The sequence below is a fragment of the Myxococcales bacterium genome (genome assembly GCA_016717005.1).
GTDB lineage: Bacteria > Myxococcota_A > Polyangia > Haliangiales > Haliangiaceae > UBA2376.
The window spans coordinates 867,618-882,200 of record JADJUF010000037.1 but is presented as its reverse complement, the minus strand read 5'-3'; the positions used below and the strand labels follow the sequence as shown (position 1 = coordinate 882,200).

The 14,583-nt window shown below is 70.3% G+C and carries 18 protein-coding genes; 14 read left to right on the top strand and 4 right to left on the bottom strand.

All coding sequences use genetic code 11. The features are described from left to right. Positions 1-320: 320 nt before the first annotated feature. Positions 321-638, bottom strand: a complete 318-nt coding sequence (locus IPL61_27510; GenBank protein MBK9034968.1) for a hypothetical protein — start codon at positions 636-638, stop codon at positions 321-323. Positions 639-649: 11 nt separating this feature from the next. Here IPL61_27510 and IPL61_27505 point away from each other — a divergent pair, with 11 nt between their 5' ends. The 10 genes from IPL61_27505 (at position 650) to IPL61_27460 (ending at position 6,929) form a co-directional block, all read left to right on the top strand. Next, a complete protein-coding gene (locus IPL61_27505) occupies positions 650-1,561 on the top strand; it encodes a hypothetical protein (protein ID MBK9034967.1) in 912 nt (303 codons plus the stop codon). A gap of 453 nt (positions 1,562-2,014) precedes the next feature. Further along, positions 2,015-2,413, top strand: coding sequence for a DUF4157 domain-containing protein (locus tag IPL61_27500; GenBank protein ID MBK9034966.1), 399 nt, complete (start codon positions 2,015-2,017; stop codon positions 2,411-2,413). After that, entirely contained in the window at positions 2,404-2,622 is a 219-nt protein-coding gene (locus tag IPL61_27495; protein MBK9034965.1) for a hypothetical protein, read from the top strand. Before IPL61_27500 ends, IPL61_27495 begins: the two co-directional genes overlap by 10 nt. Before the next feature lie 204 nt (positions 2,623-2,826). After that, complete coding sequence (locus tag IPL61_27490) at positions 2,827-3,363, top strand: hypothetical protein (protein MBK9034964.1); 537 nt, start codon at positions 2,827-2,829, stop codon at positions 3,361-3,363. A gap of 85 nt (positions 3,364-3,448) precedes the next feature. Next, positions 3,449-4,669 carry a hypothetical protein gene (locus tag IPL61_27485; GenBank protein ID MBK9034963.1) on the top strand — a complete coding sequence of 407 codons (1,221 nt, stop codon included), beginning with the start codon at positions 3,449-3,451 and terminating at the stop codon, positions 4,667-4,669. A gap of 37 nt (positions 4,670-4,706) precedes the next feature. After that, a complete protein-coding gene (locus IPL61_27480) occupies positions 4,707-5,150 on the top strand; it encodes a hypothetical protein (protein MBK9034962.1) in 444 nt (147 codons plus the stop codon). A gap of 151 nt (positions 5,151-5,301) precedes the next feature. Continuing rightward, on the top strand, positions 5,302-5,439 hold the full coding sequence (locus IPL61_27475) for a hypothetical protein (protein MBK9034961.1): 138 nt from the start codon (positions 5,302-5,304) through the stop codon (positions 5,437-5,439). Between the two features lie 244 nt (positions 5,440-5,683). Next, a complete protein-coding gene (locus IPL61_27470; GenBank protein MBK9034960.1) occupies positions 5,684-6,001 on the top strand; it encodes a hypothetical protein in 318 nt (105 codons plus the stop codon). A 111-nt stretch (positions 6,002-6,112) separates the two neighbouring features. Continuing rightward, a complete protein-coding gene (locus tag IPL61_27465) occupies positions 6,113-6,358 on the top strand; it encodes a hypothetical protein (GenBank protein MBK9034959.1) in 246 nt (81 codons plus the stop codon). A 307-nt stretch (positions 6,359-6,665) separates the two neighbouring features. Beyond that, the gene (locus IPL61_27460) at positions 6,666-6,929 is read left to right on the top strand and encodes a hypothetical protein (protein MBK9034958.1); all 264 of its coding nucleotides are present in this window, start codon (positions 6,666-6,668) and stop codon (positions 6,927-6,929) included. Between the two features lie 1,150 nt (positions 6,930-8,079). Here IPL61_27460 and IPL61_27455 read toward each other — a convergent pair. Then, a complete protein-coding gene (locus tag IPL61_27455) occupies positions 8,080-8,385 on the bottom strand; it encodes a hypothetical protein (GenBank protein MBK9034957.1) in 306 nt (101 codons plus the stop codon). Further along, complete coding sequence (locus tag IPL61_27450) at positions 8,382-8,612, bottom strand: addiction module protein (GenBank protein MBK9034956.1); 231 nt, start codon at positions 8,610-8,612, stop codon at positions 8,382-8,384. Before IPL61_27450 ends, IPL61_27455 begins: the two co-directional genes overlap by 4 nt. Positions 8,613-9,117: 505 nt before the next feature. On the opposite strand from IPL61_27450, the gene IPL61_27445 reads away from it, so the two are divergent. Together IPL61_27445 and IPL61_27440 are read left to right on the top strand one after the other, a co-directional pair. Beyond that, positions 9,118-10,917 carry a hypothetical protein gene (locus IPL61_27445; GenBank protein MBK9034955.1) on the top strand — a complete coding sequence of 600 codons (1,800 nt, stop codon included), beginning with the start codon at positions 9,118-9,120 and terminating at the stop codon, positions 10,915-10,917. Next, positions 10,914-11,627, top strand: coding sequence for a hypothetical protein (locus IPL61_27440; protein ID MBK9034954.1), 714 nt, complete (start codon positions 10,914-10,916; stop codon positions 11,625-11,627). The genes IPL61_27445 and IPL61_27440 overlap by 4 nt, the downstream gene beginning before the upstream one ends. A gap of 960 nt (positions 11,628-12,587) precedes the next feature. Here IPL61_27440 and IPL61_27435 read toward each other — a convergent pair. Beyond that, a complete protein-coding gene (locus tag IPL61_27435) occupies positions 12,588-12,797 on the bottom strand; it encodes a hypothetical protein (protein ID MBK9034953.1) in 210 nt (69 codons plus the stop codon). A gap of 452 nt (positions 12,798-13,249) precedes the next feature. Here IPL61_27435 and IPL61_27430 point away from each other — a divergent pair, with 452 nt between their 5' ends. Further along, positions 13,250-13,660, top strand: a complete 411-nt coding sequence (locus tag IPL61_27430) for a transposase (protein MBK9034952.1) — start codon at positions 13,250-13,252, stop codon at positions 13,658-13,660. Then, a complete protein-coding gene (locus IPL61_27425; protein MBK9034951.1) occupies positions 13,657-14,583 on the top strand; it encodes an IS3 family transposase in 927 nt (308 codons plus the stop codon). The genes IPL61_27430 and IPL61_27425 overlap by 4 nt, the downstream gene beginning before the upstream one ends.

Genomic DNA, 14,583 nt, shown 5'->3' with positions numbered 1-14,583 from the left:
TCGCATTCAGGATGACCATCGCGGGGATTGGGCCATGATCGACGCTGGTAACTACTCGGGTCCCTACGGATACTCCATCAAAGGTCCGTATCGCGAGGATCTACCAAGAAGCGGGTAGCCCGACCATCCGGGATCCGAGTCGCAATCGATCGGATCGCACGCGCGGGGTGAGGTGCGACCGATGACGTCGCAGAATCTCCCGCCCGGCACGCCCCGAAAACGCCGCTGCCCGACCGGTCCGGGGTGAGTCGGACGGCCGGGAGCGGCGAGCGGGAGGGCGGTGGATGCGGCGCGTCAGCGCAAGGTCGTGCGGCGGGCCCTCAGGCCAGGGCCAGGTCGGCGTCGTCGACGCCGCGGAGCCACTCGTGGGTGATGGTGGGCGGCGCGGGGATGTACCAGCGGGGGCGGACGAGGGCGCCGGGCGGGTACTGCTTCTGGATGTCGAGCTTCGTGGCGGTGCGGTGCTTGCGCAGGCGGGCCGAGGCCTCCTGGTACAGGCCGCGGAACCGCTCGTACGCGGCGCGGAACCGCTCGCGGATCGTGCGGTGGCCGGCGTGGCACAGCGGCGCATCGGTCGCGACGAAGTTCTGCGCGCACGCGTCTGGGTCCTCGGTGAGCAGGCGCTTGACGCCGAGCACCTTGTTCCCCGGTGCTCCTCCTCGATCTCGGCGACCAGCGCGGCGTGGCGCGCGCGCAGCTCGGCGGCGGTGAGCTCGGCGAAGACCGGCAGCGGCGCGAGCTCGATGGCGACGTCGTGCTCGAGCTCGGCCTCGGGCCGCGGGCTCGGCCGGCGCGCGTTGCGGCGGCGCTCGTCGAGCGAGCGGTAGACCGCCGGGCTGGTCATGTCGCCCAGGAGCGCCGGCGTCGAGCACGCGCCCGGCCAATCGGCCGGCGACGCGACCAGGTTCGACGCGGGGCCCTGGGCCAGGATGTACCGGAGGCGCTCGATCTGGGCGTCGTCGTCGAGGACCGCGATCACGCTGCCGCGGCGGCTCCAGAAGACGCCGGTGCGGCCGCGCAGGTCGTTGACCTGGCGCGCGATGTTGCCGTGGACGTAGTCGAGGAACAGCGGCACCTGCGCCGGGTCGCTCGCCGCCAGCAGGTAGTGGAGGTGGTTGCTCTGGCGTCGTACGCGCAGCCGGACGCCCTGGTACAGCTGCAGCGCCTTGCTGAACACGCCCTCCACGATCGCCTTGCACGCCGCGTCCGGCCGCAGCCAGAACGCCCCGCCCAAGGTCCGGATCGTCACCTCGAACACCACCCCCTCCAGATACCAGCGCACTCGATGGCCCATCCCCCGCTCCCGGCGACCGCGCCCCACCGCGGGACGCTTGGACGGCCTATCGGCCAGGGCGGGCGGCGGTTGCGGCCGCGCGCCGCCCCGCAACCCGGCCGGCAGCAACCCGGCCGGCAGCAACTGCGCGCGATTCCGGGACCAGCGCGAGGACCGGTAGCGGGGAGCGCTGGGAGTAAGAAAACGCCGCCCCGCAAGCAACCGGGCCCCACCGCGGCCGATAGGGGGGCATGCGACGCCGAACCTGGCCCGATCCGCGGGGCCTGACCGCCTGCCGGTCGAGCCGCACGTGAGGTCGCATCGGTTTGACCGGCCCGAGCCCGAGGCCGAGGAGACCGCACCCAGCCCGGCTCGCTACCCCGGCAAGGTCACGCTGACCGCGGGCTTTCGCCCACGGCCGGAGCGCGACGGGGCCGAGCACCCGCCACAGAACGAGCAGATCGACAGCAAGTCGGCATCGCACCGCGCGGGGCGCCTCGCCGCACTTGACGACCCTTCGGTCTGCACGTGCCGATCCAGGCCAAGGGCGACCTCCGCGACGCCAAGACCACGGCCGACCCGCGCGCGCCCGTCCACGTCCAGCGGCACACCGCTCCCGCCCGCCGTGCGCGATCATGGAGCGCGCGTTCCACGCTGATTCGGCGACGTGCTGATCCACCCAGATTCGGCGCGGGCGGCTGCGCTCGGCGCCCGCGCCTATACCGAAGGGCAATTCGGTGCATGGCGCCGGGACAGTACGATCCGGAGTCGCAGGCGGGTCGCGAGCTCATCGGCCACGAGCTGGCCCATGTCGTCCAGCAGCGGCAGGGCCGCGTCGCCGTGACGAGCCAGGTGCGCGGCATCGCCATCAATGACGCGCCCGGCCTGGAGCAAGAGGCCGATGCGCTCGGCCAGCGGGGCCGCGAGTGGCGCGGTCGCGGCCCCAGCCCCGGCCCTGTCCGTCGAGCGGCCGGCGTCCACCACGCCGGCGCCCCGTCACCCAGGCCGTCGCGCAACGGCAGCCCGCGCCGCAGGACAACGAGGAGACGCTGGATACCGAGGTCGAGAACGCCGCGCAGCTCGAGCGGTCGAACGTCCCGGCTGAGCGGGCGTATGGCACGCGCCTGGTCTTGCTGCTGACGCTGATGCGCCCCGACGATATCGATGACGACGCGGTGCTGTTTCCGTTCATCGACAAGTGCCAGGAGCTCGCGCGCGACGAGCGGCTGACCCTGGGCTTCCTCACGTTTCGTCGCGATCGCAACACGATCCTCGAGGAAGATGGCGGTGGCTTCCCGCGGCCTGGGCCGAGCGCATGTCCCAGGAGCTGCGCATCGACGCGAACCTGAAGGAGCTCGAGACCGCGTACCGGGCCGAGCGGAGCCGCGCCCTCGACGGCGTCGCAGCGATCGGCTCGACCGTCTGGGCGCGCGGGCTCCCTCACGCTCGATCAGGCGCGCCAGCTCGATGCCGACGGGCTGGTCCGCGACGTCCTGAACTACCGCCGCCTGGCCGCCGGCTCCAGCGAGCCCACCGATCGCTACGCCGCGGCGATGGCCTCGTGGCTGCGGCTCGCCGCGCACTACGGCGCCGTGCTCGAGCACGAGCGCGACCTGGTCGATCAGGTCCGGCAGATCCGGGCCGGCGAGCTCGTGGTCACCAGGCCGTACTACAAGCAACAGCGCGCCAAGTTCGCCGAGCTGCAGGCGGCGTTGCAGTTCGTGCAGCAGGCCGGCGCGGACCCCGCCACCGTGGCGCGCAAGTTCATCCGCGTCCTGAGCTGGACCGTCGGCGCTGGCCTCTATTCGTTCGGCGGCGGCGGCGTCGCCGCCACGTGGCCGCTCGACGGCGTCGAGGCGTACCAAACCGAGCTCGCCAAGCTCGACGCCCGCCTCGCCGGGGCGGCGTCCGCCGACTCGATCACGCGGGCCCTGACGTGGGCCCACGAACGCGGCTACCTCAGCGCCGCGGGCCGGGAGGTCTGGAACGCCATCAAGGCCGACGCGGTCAAGATGATCGCCACGGCCGTCGGTATCCTGATCCTGCAACAGATCCCCGGCGTGAACGTCGCGCTCGACGTCGCCTGCTGATCGAGTTCGGGCTCGACGCGGTCGTGATGCTCGGCGAGGTGGTCGACACCTCAAGGCCGCCATCCGCGCGAAGTCGGTGGTCGACATGGAGCACGCGTCGGCGATGATGGCGACGACCATCGTCGGCGACGCCGCCAAGCTGCTGCTGTGGGCGGCGACCTGGGGCGTCGCCAAGGCCTCCAAGCGGATCAAGAGCTACCGCGACGGCAAGAAGTTCCTCGAGGAGCACGGCCATGCATCGGAGGCGCGCGAAGCCCTGGCCGGGGCCAAGGGCGACATCGACAAGGCCAGGGCGACCCTCGCGAAGAAGCGCGCGCAGGAACAGCGCGCCCGCGACCAAGCCGACCTCACTCAGAAGCCCCCGCCCGCCGCGCCGCGCCCGGACGAGCCGCCCGCGCCGCAGAAGGACACTCCACCCCCGACGCCGAAGGCGGAGACGCCCGAGGCGTGGATGGCGCGCGTCGAGGAGGGGCTCACCCCGGAGGAGAAGGTCAAGCTCACGAAGATGACCAAGGGCAAGACGCCCGAAGAGCAACGCGCGATGCTCGGCGGCAAAGACGTGGAGACCGCACGCGAGAAGATCCGCAAGGCAGTTGGCGAAGAGCGGGAAGCCGTCGCCCTCCGGACGCGCTCGCAGGCGCGGACGGCCGAGCTGAAGCAGAAGATCGCCGAACTCGATCTGATGAACGATCCCGAGGTCCGCGCGATCCTCAGGAGTGCCAAGCCCTCGCGCGTGAAGCTCGTAGACCTGCGCGACAAGGTGATGGCCAGAGTGCTCAAGGCCGAGGCCGAAGCTGCCCATCCCAATGCCGAAGTGCTCGACGGCGTGAAGATCTACGAGAAGCAAGCGGAGGCGACCATCGAGGAATGGCGGGCAAATCATCGGAATCCCGATGGCTCGCTACCGTCCAACCCTGGTCTCAGGAAATTCGGCGACGGGCTCTACCTCGAGCGCGGCGAGATGGATCTCGTGATTCTCGAACGCCCGGCAACCGGCGCCAAGGCCAAGATTCTGAAACGCGAGGAAGTGAAAACAGGCACGGGAGACACTCACGCCAAGGCCGATGCTCAGCTAAAGGCGCAAAGCGAACTGCTAGGCGTTGGCGCCCGTGGTCAAACGAAGGTCCGGCTCGTGCGCGGTAGCAATGATGGGCTCGCAGACGAGATCGATCTCGCGAGCGACGCAGGTGCGATAAAGGCGACGCGGGGACCTGCAAACAGAGTATTCAATGAATCCCTTGGGATTACGGCATCCGATCTCGAACAGCTCGTTGAGGAACTCCTCAAGACCAGCCCTTCCACATGAGGACGAGACGAAAATGGCTACTCTATACGCGGCTCGCATGGCGCCCGATTCGCTTCACTTCGAAGACGCCGAGGTGATCGATGAGATGAAGCACGGCTGGGCGGTCCTCGAATCGGCCATCACGCTGTGGCGCTTGGTAGATCCCACGCGCGCAGAGGTCCTCCGGGCGTTCATCTTCCGTGTAGCGGACGCGAGCAAAAGGCATGTCCAATTCGCTGGTGACGACCTTGCCACATTGATACAGATGATCTCTGGTGTCGGAGACGCGATCCAAGCGGCCGGCGTCATCGGTCGCGACGGGCGGGTCTCCGCAGAGCGTCTCGACGAGTTGAAGCAACTGGTGCCCGCCATGGATCTCGAACTCAACCGGCCCGAGGAGTGCAAGGCCTCCGCACTGCTGGAGGTAATCTGCGATGTGGAATCCTTGCAGGGGTTTCTCTCCAGCGCCCAGCGAGCTGGATGCGTCGTCGTTCACGACTGACGCGGCGGGGGGACGGCCCCCGGGGTGGCTGCGACCCGGATCCCCCGCGACCGGGTGGCTGCGACCCGGATCCGGGCGACCCGGATCCGGGGGGCGCCTTACTGTGCAGGTGGATGCGGAACGGCCCGACGTGGAGAACCATCCGATGACAATGACCGCCGATGTCCGCGACCAGGCGTTCTGTCGCCTCGACCTCGAAAGGACCGTTCACGAGGACAGCTCACGCGCCGTCGCCGCGGAGATGCAGCACGCGTTCTGGACGTTGGCTGATGCCGTCCCGAACCACTGATCGTCGAGGGATCTTTGGCGCCCCAACTCAGGTGCGCCCGACGAAGCGCCGCCAAGGCCGATCATCCCTACTGGCTGTTGCAGCGCGCGGCCCTACCGCCGAGCCTCGACGGGGCGCGGGTCGAGAGCCTCGGCATGCTTGGGCGGTGCGCCGCTCAGCGCGCGATCGACCGGCCCGCGATGGCCGGGTGGGTCGAAGCGCTCACACCATCGGGGGCGCGGGCCTCGAACTCGAGCATCTCACAGTGCTCGCGGGCCTCGTTCGGATTCCGCCCGTCTGGGCTGGCGAGGATGCGATGCACATCGAGTCCCCGGCTGGGCACTTGGTGGTTCCCACGGTGCGCAATGGTGACGTCGCGTGGCTGGCGCCGCCACCAGGGCGTCACGTGCTGCGGCAACCGGTCGAGTTCTCCATCGGAAGCCAGGGCAACGAGTGCTCGATCTCCCTCGCAGTCTACTGGTCACCATGGCTGGAGGAGCTCAACTGCCCCGGCCGCGCGTTGAACCGGGCAATCGAGGCGCTGCGGGCTGGCGGCTGGCGCGAGACGACAGACGTCGCTTGACGCTCGCCACGCGACGGTACCTCAGCGAGGGCGATCGAGTCGGCCCGATCCCACTCGACCGAGTGGCCCTCAACCGGTTGGCCCTCAGGCGACATCACGGACGGCACCCAAGTGCTGAGAGCCTACACGGTCGACGTTCGCAAGGCCCTCTTCGAAGCGATGGACAAGGGCAACGAACAACTCGCGACCGCTCCGGCTCGCGTGCGCCGTGTCGTCGTGTATCTTCAGCGAGGTACGGCAACTGATGTCGCGCCGTTCGCTGCGACCTTGCAGCGGTACACGCGAGAGACGGGTGTCATCATCGAAGCCGTCCTCCCCGACGGCACGCGCATCATCTCGAGCGGGGCAGTCCAATGATCCTTCATCACGGAAACGATGCCGTTGGCGAGTGGGCGTTCTGGGACCCCACTATGCACGCCTGCTCGCGCCCGACTTGGCTATCGTGATATTCGCGCCTGCGGACGGTCGGGGGCCTTTCCGTCGCCGGCTCTCAGCCAGCGATCCTATCGGTGATCTCGAGCGGCTGTTCCTGGGGGAGTGGGCCGGGAGCTTTCCCCTCAGCCTCTCCCTCGAGGGAGAGGGGACGCTCCTGTCATCCCTTGGGGAGACCGTCGTCAGGAATGTCGTGACGGCTAGCGCTTCCGACGTCGCGCATCACGGGCGAGTGCTGGTCGCGACGCGCTGCGATGCCTGGTTGCCGTACGACCTCCGCGGACGGCCACAGCCGGAGACGAGCGGCCTGAACGCCCCTCGGCTGCGGGGCGCCCTCGAACGGATCGGGCAGGTGCTCGGCATCGCGGGCGACTGCCGTCGCAGCGAGATCGCGCGCTGCGAGGGTTACACGGTCACGAATCAACTCGACGTCGACGACGAGCCGATCGACATCTTCGACCTTGGCTACGACGAGTCGAAGGTCGAGACGCCCTGATCCGATCGGCTGCCCCGTGATCCGATCGGCTGCCACCCGGTTTCGGGGGCAGCCAGGCGGCGATCCGCAGCGAGGCCGGCGACCTGGCCGGCTCGCACCAGTTCGCCGAGCAGGCGTTGATCATGGCGCGGCGCCTGGGCGATCGCCGGCGCGAGGGCAGGAGAACGGAGTAGCAACCCATCGACTCACACGCACGGGCTCCCCGATCGCCGGGTCGCCGGGTCGCCCGATCGCCGGGTCGCAGCCGATCGGATCCCGGCCGCCGATCGGATCGCCGGGCCGATCGGATCGCCGGCCGTGACGCGGTTCGCTGGGGTGCCGCTCGGCTGGCCTGCGCCGCCGCGTCCGGCGCCGCAGGCCAAGGAGCGCTACGACGAGCCACGTCGCCTTCGACCCTGAGCCGCCAGATCGTCGAACCGCCGCAGATCTGATCGCCGCACTGGACCGGCGGGTTGCCGGGGGTACGTGGGCGCGGCGACGACCGGCGCCGGGATCACCGCCGTGTGCCAGGTGGCCGTCCCCGATCCGGGTGGCCCCGATCCGGGTGGCTGCGACCCGGATCCCGGCGTCCATCCGGCATCGCGGACGGACAAGAACTGGACGGCTGCGTCAGGATGAGCGAGGGTCTCTACGTCCCGTCCATCCGGGGCATCCGTGCGGGCTCGGGTGGCGACCCGGGTCCGCACATCCTTTTCACCGCGACGCTGATCTAACGGCCAGTCCGCGAGCGGCGCGAGTTCTCGGCGCCCCGCGCCCGCACGCCGACCGCGGGGCCCGGGGGAACCCGGGCTCCGGTGTCACCGCTGGAAGTGGTTCCCACCCAGGCCGGTGGCGACACAGGTAGTGGAGGTGGTTGCTCTGGGCGTCGTACGCGTGCAGCCGGACGCCCTTGTACAGCTACAGCGCCTTGCCGAACACGCCCTCCACGATCGCCTTGCACGCCGCGTCCGGCCGCAGCCAGAACGCCCCGCCCAAGGTCCGGATCGTCACCTCGAACACCACCCCCTCCAGATACCAGCGCACTCGATGGCCCATCCCCCAGCTCCCGGCGACCGCGCCCCACCGCGGGACGCTTGGACGGCCTATCGGCCAGGTCGGGGGGCGGTTGCGGCCGGCGCCGCTGGCGGGCTCGCCCTCACGGCTCAGGGCATCACGCGCTCAAGCCAGTAGCCAGGTCGGCGGTGAGTGTGGACGACCGCCTCGATGCGCACGGTCGCGCCGACCACCCGGTAGCCAGGGCGAACGGGAAGCCGGGCACGAGTCGTCGCCGGACCGCGAGGGCTTCCGGAACGGCTGGAAACAACGGCGCCGCGTTCGGCAGCATCGCGATCAACCGCATGGCCCGCTCCACCGCGTCGTAGAACCGCAGGCCGCGGCCGCGGTAGTCGCGCTCGTAGTGGTCCGCCGCCGCATCGAGTTCGGTGCGCGCTTCGCGGCTGAACTCGAGCTGGGTCACGACTGGTCGCGCAACCGCCGCCGCCCCTCGTCCAGCACGCCCTCGGCCGGGATCCCTGGCGACGGTTCACGGATCCGACGCTCGAGCTCGGCCGCCCAGGCTTGCCGCACATCGACCTCGTCGGGCGCCTCGCCCTCGAGGCTGCGGAGCAGCTCCTCAGCCGCCGCCGCGCGCGCATCGGCGGGGAGCTTCAAGAGTTCGTCGAGCTGGCGCGGGCGAGCCACCATGAGGACAAGGCTACGGGCTCGCGCGTGTCGCCACAAGCCTCTCCCGCAACCGCCCAAGGTCCGGATCGTCACCTCGAACACGACCCCCTCCAGATCCTCCAGATACCAGCGCACTCGACGACCCATCCCCCAGCTCCCGGCGACCGCGCCCCACCGCGGTGCGCTGGGACGGCCTATCGGCCAGATCGGGCGGCGGGCACGACGGGGTGCACGCTCCTCGCCGCGCCGTGCTGTGGCTGGAAATCGGCCGCCGTCCCGCAACCGGACGCGGCGGCGGCCGATAGCCCGGGCGATGGACGCTCACGAAGCCACCGTGCCCATGCCATCTGGCGGACCCGCACTGGCCGCTCGCTTCCGCGTCCGCGGGCGGCAGACGGGGTTTCTTGTCGGCCGGCAGCGGGGAACGGTCGCGGCCATCGCGCCATTCTCGCTTGACTCGATGCCGGAGCACGACCCATCATGGCGAAGTGGCCGGACCCGTGACGCGCATGGTTGGGCGTAGTCGATGAGTCGCGACCACCAGCAGCAGCCGGGCGCGGCCCAGGGGCAGGCCGGCGCCACGTCGAGCCACAGCGGCGCCGCGAGCGACGAGATCGCGAAGGGCCACCTGGCGGTCCAGCACCTGGAAGGCGGCGTGTTCCCGCGCATCTCGACCTGGGCGGCGACAGCGATCGAGCAGCAGAACTTCGTCGCGGCGCGCGCGGCGGCGATGCAGTGGTACGTCAACAAGCCGTTCCTGCGGACGCTGGCGCAATCGCTGGATCCGCGCGACCGTCAGGTCGTGAGGGCGCAGGCGCTGCTCAATGACATGGCCCCGCTCGAGGCGCAGCTCCCCGATCTGTTCGAGGTCGGGTTCATGGACGACGAGGCCGCGACGGGCCGCGCGCGGTGGCTGGCCCGGATCGGCGGCGCCGCGCCGCGCAAGGAGGAGGCGGCGCAGCGTCCGCGGGCCGCGACGGAGACGCCGGCCGCACCGCCGGAGGCGCCGCCCGCGCTGCAGTCGCCGCTGCGCCCCGAGAACATCAGGCCCGACTGGCTCGACTGGCGGGTCGTGGCCACCGGGGTGGTCGGGGTCGGCGTGATCGCCTGGGCCGAGATGGAGCGGATGCAGGGCAATCCCGTGACGCGGGTCCCGGCGGACATCATCCACGCGCTGGTCACCTCGCCGGAGTACACCAGCGGGTTCGCGGTCGGCGGCGTCGAGGGCGTGTGGGCGGCGCTCAAGGACAACGCCGCGATCTTTGTCGACATCTACGACCTCGTGAAAGATCTGGTCAAGACGCACCTGGTGAGCGGGGACCTCGGCGTCTTGCTCGCGGTGCGCGACAAGATCATGGAGCTGATCGCCGCCGGCCGGCAGGTCCCCGCGGCGATCTCGGCGTTCGCCGAGCGCTGGAACGACAACTCCGACTTGCACGCCCAGGGGCACTTCCAGGGCCACGCCGTCGGCTACATCGCGGTCCAGGTGCTCGCGCTGGTCATCGGCGCGATCGCCCCCGGGGGCCAGTACGCCGACGTCATCCGCATCCTCAAGCTCGCCACCGATCCGCTCGGCGGCCTGCTCGAGGTCGCCACCACCGCCAAGGCCGCGCGCGCCGCCAAGGCCGCGACGACGGTCGAGCACGCCGTGGACGGCGCCGTCGTCGGCGAGCGCGCCGGCCTCCACGCGGCCGAAGGCGCCGCCGCCGGCGAGCGCCGGCTGGGCAGCGTGTTCGAGGAGGCGACCGCGGGGGGCAACGAGCCCACGAGGCCGGAGCCGCACGCCGCAGGCCAGCACACTCAGGAGTCGGCTGCCACTGCGACTGACCACAGCGTGCACGAACCTACGCGGGCACAAGAGCCAACGATCAGTGCAAGTCGCGCCGCAGAGATCAATTTCGGCATTCGCGACATCACTAGCCGACAGCAAGCGATTCTCGCAGAGCTGCCAGATGTCCGCTCAAGATTCATAGACCACAAGCGACGCATTCGAATTTCGGACCTGGCGGACCTCACTGCGAAGACTGGCGATGAGTTTACCATCTTCACGCGCGGCCCGCAGCGCCTCATCATCAGAGGTGACTCGCTCGGAGTCCCTCTCACGGTGCCCGAAATCGAAGTATTGCGGGATGCGGGATGGCGATGGTCTGGGCACACGCATCCGGGGACGAGCGACCTAGTCCTCGATGCTAGCGGTCATCCCGGCGACCGCCTGGTGCTCGAGATCATGGGCCAGGACCAGAGCTTGATCATGAACAGCCGCGGGAGTCGAAACCTCTTCGACCAGGCCGATAACACGCGCATCCCGGAGAGGAGCCGTCGATGACCATCCGCAGCATCTGCCGGTCGGGCGCCAGCACCGTCCATGAAATCAACGGCGAGTTTCGGGTCCGAGTCACACCCGGCGACGACGGTCACCTCGTCGCGGTCTCGATGGCCAGGACCCGGCGCGTCGGCGAGGCCGCAGCTGCTCGACTCGAGCAGGTGGCCCGGCAGCGGGGAGCGCTCGTACGCATCGAACCGATCATCGACGGCGCCATGCTCGTCGCCCATGACCACTTGTGGCAAGCGGTACTGGACGAGGTCGCCGAGCAGCGCCTGTGGTCGGGGACGGCCGAGGAACTCTCCATCGAAGGTGCCCACCGCGCCATCTGCGAGCGGCTCGAGGACGCCGGTGGAGAGCTTCCATGGGACGAGGTCGTCCCCGAAACCATGGAGGCAGAGTGCTTTCCGCTCGGCTATCGTGGACGAGATGCCATCAAGGCGCTTCTCGCGAATGGCACGCTCGAGCAGGATCGCAAATCGGCGGTCCCGCGCTGCGCCTCATGGCACGTTGAGGCTGCTGGCCCCCCGATCCGGGTGGCCCCCGACCCCCCGATCCGACGTGCCCGACCGCCGACGTGCCCGCCAATGGCCTGCACCCGCTCGCCTTCGCGGGCGACGCGCGCCGCTTCTACTGGACCGACACCGGCTGCGGCGAGCGCACGTCGCCGACGAGCGGCATCTCGATGCTCGAACGGGCCAGCGGACGCGTGACGCGGCTCGTCCCCAACGAATGGGGCCCTGAGCTGGCGGTCGGCGCGCGCGGCGTCTACTGGCACGGCCGGGCCGGCATCCGCCGCGTGTTCCCCGACGGTCCGCTCGACGTGCAGACTGCGGTGCCGGCACCGTGCACGCGTTCGCCGTCGACGGCGGCATCATCTGATCACCGTGAGGACATCCATGCAGGAACTGCAACGCGCCCGCGACAACCAGGTTCCCGGGAGCCACGCGTTATGCTCTGCGCTCGCCGCAGTCGTGGCGGCTTGCCACGGAAGCCCGCCTCCTCAAGGCGTTGAGCGGCGCGCGCCACTCGTTTGCCCGGTTGGGGAGGTGCAAGAACTCGCGATGGACTCGCTGCCTGCAGGGACATGTGAGTGGAACGTGGACCCACGCTCACCACGCTCACCGCCACCGCAAGACTTCCAGCCAATCACGGATGAGCGGCGCCACGGCCGAGGTCCAATGTCGAGAAGCTGTTCCCATGTCTCCGCCTTGAAGGCCTGTGCGCTTCAAATGCGTCCTCCACCGGGAGGCATTCTCCTCTACTGCAAAGATTCGACTGAAAGACTCCACGGCCCGGTAGAGGTCCTCTTTCCAGATCTCTCGGTGTCGGAGCAGGTCTATTGCGACAGTGGCCAGCCCAGCGGCCTGCATGCCGTATGGCGCCACGGCCGCCTTTGGCAGGCCGACGTGCCGGGCGACAACGGACTATGGATTACGGCAAGCGAGTACGGCTGGGAGCGACGCCCGTGACTCTCTACGTTGCGGGCTCAGCTGCTGCGGGCTCAGCTGCCGGAGATGTCGATCTCCGCGACCAGGGCGGCGTGGCGCGCGCGCAGCTCGGCGGCGGTCAGCTCGGCGAAGACCGGCAGCAGCGCGAGCTCGATGTCGACGTCGTGCTCGAGCTCGGCCGCGGGCCGCGGGCTCGGCCGGCGGGCGTTGCGGCGGCGCTCGTCAAGGCGAGCGATAGTCCGCCGGGATGGTCATGTCGCCCAGCAGCGCCGGCGTCGAGGATGCGCCCGGCCAGTCGGCCGGCGACGCGACCAGGTTGGACGCGGGGCCCTGGGCCAGGATGTAGCGGAGGCGCTCGATCTGGGCGTCGTCGTCGAGCACCGCGATCACGCTGCCGCGCCGGCTCCAGAAGACGCCCGTGCGCCCGCGCAAGTCGTTGACCTGGCGCGGATGTTCCCGTGGACGTAGTCGAGGAACAGCGGCAGCTGCGCCGGGTCGCTCGCCGCCAGCAGGTAGTGCAGGTGGTTGCTCTGGGCGTCGTACGCGTGCAGCCGGACGCCCTTGTACAGCCGGGATCCGGGTGGCTGCCACCGCTACCAGGACCGGTAAGCGACGAGCGCTGGCGGTAAGAAAACGCCGCCCCGCAAGCAAACCGGGCCCCACCGCGGCCGATAGCGGGGCATGCGACGCCGAACCTGGCCCGATCCGCGGGGCCTGACCGCCTGCCGGTCGAGCCGCACGTGAGGTCGCATCGGTTTGACCGGCCCGAGGCCGAGGCCGAGGAGACCGTACAGTGTTCCCCGTCGAGAGGTTGACACTTCCAGGAACTGGAAATCCCCCGCGGTTCGGGTAGTGGACAACGCCACGTGAGACGCCCCCGTCGTATGAACGAGAAGAACCCCGTCACCCCGTCGTCCTCGGTCCCTGCGGGTGCCGACGCAAACGAGCCCGCCGGCGCGGACGTTCGCGCCCGGCCCGGACGGCGTACCGTCGAGGAGCGGCAGCAGGCCGTGCTCGAGCTGATGGCCGGCAAGGCGACCGTCGACCAGATCGCGCGCCGGCTGGGCGTGCACGCCGCGACCGTCGAGGGCTGGCGCCAGGATGCGCTCGTTGGCGTCGAGCAGGCGCTGCGGCGCGGCAGCGGCAAGACGGCCGCCGAACTCGAGCTGGAGCGCAAGACGCGCGACCTCGAGAAGGTCGTCACGACGCTCTCCATCCAGAAGTGCCTCCTCGAGAACGCGCTCGAGGCGGAGCGTGAGAAGCGCCCTACCGTGCCCGCGAGGTCCAGGCGATGAGCCGCATGACCGTCGCGGGTGAAGCCAGCGTGTCGCTGCTGTGCGCGACGTTCCACCTGTCGCGCGCCGCGTTCTACGCCGAGGCACGCCGACAGCGCGGCGAGGGCGCGTCGGCCGCCGTGGCGACCGCCGCCGTCATCCCGCTGCCGCGGCGCCCGCGCTACACCGTCGCCGCCGTCGTGCTGGAGCGCATCCGCGACGTCCTCGCGCGGGACACCGCCCGGGCCTGGGGCGTGCGCAAGGTCTGGGCGACGCTGCGCCGGGAGGGCCTGCGGGTCTCCCGTCGGCGGGTCCACGCCATCATGCGCGCGCACGACCTCGTCCTCGCGCGTGACCGTGAGCCCGGCGAGACGCCGCGTGGGCACGTCATGGTGCCCGAGCCCAACCGGCGCATCGCGACGGACCTCACGACCGTCTGGACGCGCCGCGACGGCGTCGTCGCGCTGGTGCCGACCATCGACTGCGGCGACCGGACCACCGTCATCGAGGTGACCAAGGACCAGCACGGCCCGGCGGTGCTGGCCTCCGTCGAGACCAAGCTGGTCGCGGCGTTCGGCACGCCAGCGAACGTGCCCGACGGCGTCGAGCTGCGCACGGACCACGGGCCGCAGTACACCGGCGCCGACTGCGAGGCGCTGTGCACGCGCTGGGGCCTGCTCCACACCTACGCGCCCGTCGGCCGCCCGACCGGCAACGCCGTCGTCGAGCGTTTCATCCGCACCCTCAAGGAGGAGCTCATCTGGCTCCAGGACTGGGAGAGCGCCGACGAGCTGCGCGCGGCCATCACGCCGTGGCTCGAGCACTACAACACCAGGCGTCCGCATCAGGCGCTCAACTGGCAGACCCCACTCGAGCGGCGCACCGAGCGCTTGGCCGTGCCCCTCGTGCTCGTCACCGCCGTCGCCGCCGCCGTCGCCGCCTGA

What these genes read in the sequence shown, in the direction of transcription:
- IPL61_27445 (MBK9034955.1), top strand. Translation starts at nt 9,118, where the DNA reads ATGAGTCGCGACCACCAGCAGCAGCCGGGCGCGGCCCAGGGGCAGGCC.
- IPL61_27485 (MBK9034963.1), top strand. Translation starts at nt 3,449, where the DNA reads ATGGAGCACGCGTCGGCGATGATGGCGACGACCATCGTCGGCGACGCC.
- IPL61_27430 (MBK9034952.1), top strand. Translation starts at nt 13,250, where the DNA reads ATGAACGAGAAGAACCCCGTCACCCCGTCGTCCTCGGTCCCTGCGGGT.
- IPL61_27440 (MBK9034954.1), top strand. Translation starts at nt 10,914, where the DNA reads ATGACCATCCGCAGCATCTGCCGGTCGGGCGCCAGCACCGTCCATGAA.
- IPL61_27425 (MBK9034951.1), top strand. Translation starts at nt 13,657, where the DNA reads ATGAGCCGCATGACCGTCGCGGGTGAAGCCAGCGTGTCGCTGCTGTGC.
- IPL61_27480 (MBK9034962.1), top strand. Translation starts at nt 4,707, where the DNA reads ATGGCGCCCGATTCGCTTCACTTCGAAGACGCCGAGGTGATCGATGAG.
- IPL61_27475 (MBK9034961.1), top strand. Translation starts at nt 5,302, where the DNA reads ATGACCGCCGATGTCCGCGACCAGGCGTTCTGTCGCCTCGACCTCGAA.
- IPL61_27500 (MBK9034966.1), top strand. Translation starts at nt 2,015, where the DNA reads ATGGCGCCGGGACAGTACGATCCGGAGTCGCAGGCGGGTCGCGAGCTC.
- IPL61_27450 (MBK9034956.1), bottom strand. Translation starts at nt 8,612, where the DNA reads ATGGTGGCTCGCCCGCGCCAGCTCGACGAACTCTTGAAGCTCCCCGCC.
- IPL61_27490 (MBK9034964.1), top strand. Translation starts at nt 2,827, where the DNA reads ATGGCCTCGTGGCTGCGGCTCGCCGCGCACTACGGCGCCGTGCTCGAG.